Raw genomic sequence first — 5,417 nt, 5'->3', positions numbered from 1 at the left:
GCCTGACGGCGGATGCCGGGGCTAAAAATTCGCCCGAACATGACATCAATTTGAAGAGGCTCGTCCAAAATCCTCTCCTCCCGAGGTAACGCAAAGGTCTCCTGAGGGAGAGAAACAAGGGCAGGGGCGGAACAGCCGGGGCCCTCACCCCTTCGCAAAGCCTCAGGGCAGGCTCTACGGTCAAGGCCCCGTAGGCCTCTCCCTCGGGGAGAGGAGGTTTTAGTTCCCCAGCCCCCAGCCCCTAGCCCCCAGCCCCCCTATGACGTACCATTACAGCGAAGTTTTTTGAGGGCGAAACGGTCGTTGAGAGAGAATATCTTCATTACGGGGTTCTCGGGGGCTGGCAAGACTACTGTCAGCCGCGATGTTGCGCGGCAGATGGGGTGGACCTACGTCGATATCGACGACGAGATTGTGAAGGCCGCCGGGAAGCCGATCGATGTGATTTTCAGGGACGACGGCGAGCCGCGGTTCAGGGAAATCGAGCGGGAGCGGCTGGCGGCTGTGGCCGCGAAGGACCGGCAGGTGGTCTCTACCGGCGGCGGGATTGTGGTGGACGAGCGCAACATCGAGGTGATGGAGCAGTCCGGCATCGTTGTGTGCCTGGAGGTGCGGCCGGAGACGGTGCTGAAGCGGCTGATGCCGTCCGGAAGGCAGCGCGGGCCGGTGGTGAGGCCGCTGCTGCAGGGCCCGGACCCGCTGGCAAAGATAAGGGCGATGAAGGCGCAGCGGCAGGTTTGCTACGCCCGGGCGCACTGGACAGTGCATACGGACAGGATGTCGCCGTCGGAGGTCGCGCAGGAGGTGGTGCGCGCCTGGGGTTTGCTCTCGAAGCAGGCGCAGGCGAAGTCCGCTGCGGGGACCGGCGACCTGGCGGCGATGGTGCGGACAGCGTCGGGCGACTACCCGGTGTGGGTGGGATGGGGGATCCTGCCGGAGCTGGGCAAGCGAGTGAAGTCGGTGTTTTCGCCCGGCGTGGCGTTCATCGTCACAGATGAGGGAGTGCGCAGCCACGGCCGCGCGGCGCAGGCGTCGCTCGAAGCGGCGGGCGTGCCGAGCCACGTCTTCATCATGCCTTCCGGCGAGCGCAACAAGAACCTCGACACCGTACAGCACGTCTACACATGGCTGGCGGAGCGCAAGGCGGAGCGCGGCCATGCGGTCGTCGCCGTCGGCGGAGGAGTCGTCGGCGACCTGGCGGGATTCGTCGCGGCTACATACCTGAGGGGAATGTCGTTCGTCCAGGTACCGACGTCGCTGCTCTCCATGATGGACGCGGCGGTCGGCGGGAAGACGGCTGTCGACCTGCCTGCCGGTAAGAACCTGGTGGGCGCGTTCAAGCAGCCACGGCTGGTGCTGTCGGACGTGGCGGTCCTTTCCACGCTGCCTGCGCGCGAGCTGAGGGCCGGGTGGGCCGAGGCGATCAAGCACGGGCTCATCATGGACGAATCGCTGCTGCGGACCTTCGAGACGAAAGCGCCCGCGATACAGTCGCTCGACCGCGCCGTGGCGTCCGAGGTTATCCGGCGGAGCGCGGCGATCAAGGCGAACGTGGTATCGCAGGACGAGAAAGAGACGCTTGGACTCCGGATGCTGCTCAACTACGGCCACACGATGGGCCACGCGATCGAGCAGGTGACGGGGTACGAGCGGTACCTTCACGGCGAGGCCGTGAGCGTGGGCATGATGGGCGCTGCGATGCTGAGCCTGGGGATGGGGATGCTCTCGCAGAAGGACGTGGACCGCCAGCGTGCGGTGCTGGAGGCCTACGGGTTGCCGACATCGGCCCCAGGGCTGGACGTGGACGCTGTGCGGGCTGCTATGTCCGTGGACAAAAAGGTGGCTGGCGGCGCGATCCGGTGGGTGCTGCTGGACGGCATCGGGCGGGCGGTGAGCCGGCGCGACGTGCCGGAGGCGCTTGTGCGCTCCACGCTGGAAGCGCTGTGTAGACCGTAACAATCCTCAGGGGGCGCCGCGCCGGATGGAAGAAGCTATCGCGTACCTGCTGGTGGGCCTGGGCACAGGCGCGCTGGGTGTAATGGTTGGAATCGGCGGCGGCGTAATCCTAGTTCCTGTACTCCTCTATTTCTTCCACATGCAGCCTGCGGCAGCGGCGGGGACATCGCTCGGGCTCACGGCGATCAACGGACTGGCGGGCACCTACGCGTACTACAAGCTCAGGCTGGTGGACATGCGCAGCGGCGTGCTGTTCGGGCTCGCGGGCGTGTTTGGAGCGGTCGTCGCGCCGTTCGTAGTGGCGGCGGTCGCGGGCGGCGTGTTCAAGGTCGCGTTCGGGCTCCTGGTGCTGGGCATCAGCGTGCAGATGGTCCTCAAGCAACGCGGAGGGAAGGTGACGCGGCCGGACGGGGGGCTTGCGGCGGGCGACAGCAGCGGCGGCGCGCGGCACATCGTGGCAAAAGACGGCAAGGAGTACCGCTACAGTTTCAATGAGAAGCTGGGCATGGCGCTCAACTTCGTTGTCGGCTTTATCTCCTCTTTCACCGGCACGGGCGGCGGGTTCATGCGGACGCCGCTGATGGTGTCGATGCTGGGCTTCCCGGTGGTCGTGGCGGTCGCGACTTCGGTCTTCGTGCTGGCGGTGACATCGGCGATCGGGTTCGGCGTGAATGCGGCGCTAGGCCACGTGGAGTGGTACCCTGCCTTCCTGTGGACGGCGCCGGGGCTGCTGGTTGGCAGCCAGCTAGGCGCGCGGGTTGCGAGCCGAATGAGCGCGAAGTGGCTGGTGCGGACGCTCATCGTGATTCTTGTGGTTATTGGGGTGCGGCTGGTGTGGGACGGGGTTCTTGGCAGTTAGCAGTCGGCAGTCAGCAGTCGGCCAGGCAGTGGAGAAATGGGAATTTTGACGGTAGTGAAAACTGATGGGGCGGCGCGGGCGGGGGTGCTGCATACGGCGCATGGGGATGTGCCGACGCCGGCGTTCATGCCGGTGGGGACGCAGGCGTCCGTGAAGGCGCTGGATCCGGCCGACCTGCGCGCGATGAACGCGAAGATCGTGCTGTCCAACACGTACCACCTCTACCTGCGGCCGGGGCCGGAGACGGTCGACCGCATGGGCGGGCTGGCGAAGTTCATGGCGTGGAACGGGCCGACGCTGACGGACAGCGGCGGGTTCCAGGGCTTCAGCCTGGAGCACCTCCGCAAGATCACCGACGACGGGATAGTGTTCAAGTCACACATAGACGGGAGCTTCCACGAGTTCACGCCCGAGGCGGTGATGCGCCACCAGCGGCTCATCGGTGCGGACATCATCATGCCCATAGACATCTGCGCGCCATCGAAGACGGACAGGGCGGGGGTGGAGTACGCGGTGGAGCAGACCTACCGGTGGGCAGTGCGGTGCAGGGCGGCGCATGGGGAGGGGGCTAGGGACTGGGGAAATAGCCAAATAGCCGTCACCCTCTCTGTCGCCCCGAGCGGCGACATCTCCCCCATCAAGGGGGAGACAAAGAGAACGCCAGAACAGCCCATCTCCGGCACCCAACACCTCTTCGGCATTGTCCAGGGAGGGCTGTTCCCGGACCTGAGGGAGCGGTCGGTCCAGCAGATTACCTCGCTGGACTTTCCGGGGTACTCCATCGGGGGGTTGAGTGTGGGAGAGTCGAAGCGGGAGATGTACGATATCGTGTCGTCCACTGCGCCGCTGCTGCCGGCGGACAGGGCGCGCTACCTGATGGGAGTTGGCTCGCCGGAGGACCTGGTGGAGTGCGTGGCGCGCGGTATCGATATGTTCGACTGCGTCCTGCCCACGCGCATCGCGAGGAACAGCGCGCTATTCTCCCGCGCGGGCCGCATCAACATCGACACGGCGCAGTACCGCGCGAAGGACGCGCCGATCGAGGATGGTTGCGACTGCTACACCTGCAGGACATTCACGGCGGGATACGTGAATCATCTGTTTCGGACGAAGGAGCTGCTGGCGTACAGGCTGGCGAGCATCCACAACGTGCGGTTCATTCTGCACTTGATGGAAGAGATGCGGAACGCTATCCTTGCGGGGACGTTCGGGGATTACCGCAAGGCGTTCCACGAGCAGTTCGTGCCGCCGGATGAGAAGGCGCGCCATTCCCGGAAGCAGAAGTGGGTGGAGGCGCAGCGGAAGCAGCATGAGAGGCAGGCGTGAATGAGGTGACCATGGAACAGAAAGAGCTGGCTGAAGTATTTCTTGAGCGGATCGCCGCGTCGATAGACCGCATCCTGGCAACGATGGACGGCCTGACGCAGGACGATATCAACTGGCGGCCGCCGGCGGAGAAGACGAACAGCCTGTATGTCCTGGGCGTGCACACCATCGCGTACACGGCGTTTGTGATTTCGACGAAGCTGTGCGGCAAGAGCGGGACGCGCGATGCGGAGGCGGAGTTCTCCGCCGTCGGCGAGAGCGTGGGGCCGCTGCGAATGTCGTGGCAGCTCCAGCGCAAGCAGCTCTCAGAGGAGATGGCGAAGCTGCCGCCCGGCGCGCTGGACAAGAAGTACGACTACACCAACCGCAACGTCAGCGGCATCGAGGTGCTGCTGATTCTGGCGCGCCACGCCCACGAGCACGTGGGCCATGCGGAGTTGACACGGGACCTGCTCAAGGCGTCCAAAGCGGCGAAGTAAAAATGTCGGGTCGGCGCACCGGCGAACAATCAGGAAGGGGGCACTTACATGAACGAGAAAGAAGAGCTGGAGTATATCTGGGGCAGGATTTCCAACAGCGTGGACAGGCTGATGGCGTGCTTCGATGGGTTGACCGAAGAGCAGGTGAACTGGAAGCCGCTGGACAACGCCAGCACGCTCTACTTCCTGGCTGCGCACACGCTGTCCGCCGTAAACAACAACGTCCTGAGCACCGTGTGCGGCAAGAACGTCAGCCGGACGCGCGATGCTGAGTGGCTGGCCCTCGGCAAGTCGCCCGCGCCGCTGATCAAGGCGTGGACGGACATGAAGGGCGAGATCACGACGGCAATGGCCGGCCTGCCCGCCAACGCCGTCGCCCAGAGCTACCCGCACCCCAAGCGCGGAAGCATCCCCGGCCGGGAGGTGCTGATTTCCACTGTCAGGCACGCGGGGGAGCACATGGCGCACGCCGAGCTCACGCGCGACCTGGTGAAGGCGCGGGGGTAAGGAGGGGGCGGAGGGCTGGCCGCCTACCTGCGGCCACAGGTTCCAAAAACTACATCAGGCTTCCCCATCGTCATTTCGGGCATATTTGCAGAAAATGTGTGATCAGCGTGGTACAAGGTAAAAGTACCAAGTGAAATACTGATAGCGATTGTTCGTGCTCAGTCCCCTGTGCTGACGGTATCGAGCTTTGAGCCTGGAGAAGTAGCCTTCAAGGCCATTGGTGGATGACGGTATGTTCGGGTCCCCCAGGTAGAAGAACATGTCAGGCAGAGCTCTAAACAACATGCTAC

General features: G+C 64.6%; 5 protein-coding genes. All 5 read left to right on the top strand.

Going from position 1 to position 5,417, the window contains the following annotated elements:
- Positions 1-285 precede the first annotated feature (285 nt).
- The 5 genes from aroB to FJ319_14315 are packed head-to-tail and all read left to right on the top strand — an operon-like array spanning position 286 to position 5,127.
- Positions 286-1,956 (top strand): 3-dehydroquinate synthase, encoded by a 1,671-nt coding sequence (aroB, locus tag FJ319_14335; GenBank protein MBM3935444.1) that lies wholly within the window; start codon positions 286-288, stop codon positions 1,954-1,956.
- Between the two features lie 25 nt (positions 1,957-1,981).
- Positions 1,982-2,815, top strand: a complete 834-nt coding sequence (locus FJ319_14330) for a sulfite exporter TauE/SafE family protein (GenBank protein MBM3935443.1) — start codon at positions 1,982-1,984, stop codon at positions 2,813-2,815.
- Positions 2,816-2,851: 36 nt separating this feature from the next.
- Entirely contained in the window at positions 2,852-4,141 is a 1,290-nt protein-coding gene (gene tgt, locus FJ319_14325) for a tRNA guanosine(34) transglycosylase Tgt (GenBank protein MBM3935442.1), read from the top strand.
- Between the two features lie 11 nt (positions 4,142-4,152).
- The gene (locus FJ319_14320) at positions 4,153-4,620 is read left to right on the top strand and encodes a DinB family protein (protein ID MBM3935441.1); all 468 of its coding nucleotides are present in this window, start codon (positions 4,153-4,155) and stop codon (positions 4,618-4,620) included.
- 48 nt (positions 4,621-4,668) lie between these two features.
- Positions 4,669-5,127: a DinB family protein gene (locus FJ319_14315; protein ID MBM3935440.1), complete on the top strand. Its 459-nt coding sequence runs from the start codon at positions 4,669-4,671 to the stop codon at positions 5,125-5,127.
- The last annotated feature ends 290 nt before the right edge of the window (positions 5,128-5,417 follow it).

The organism is SAR202 cluster bacterium (genome assembly GCA_016872355.1).
GTDB lineage: Bacteria > Chloroflexota > Dehalococcoidia > Lucifugimonadales > VGZY01 > VGZY01.
Note: the sequence above shows the minus strand (reverse complement) of the source record. Positions and strands in the feature narration are given on the sequence as shown.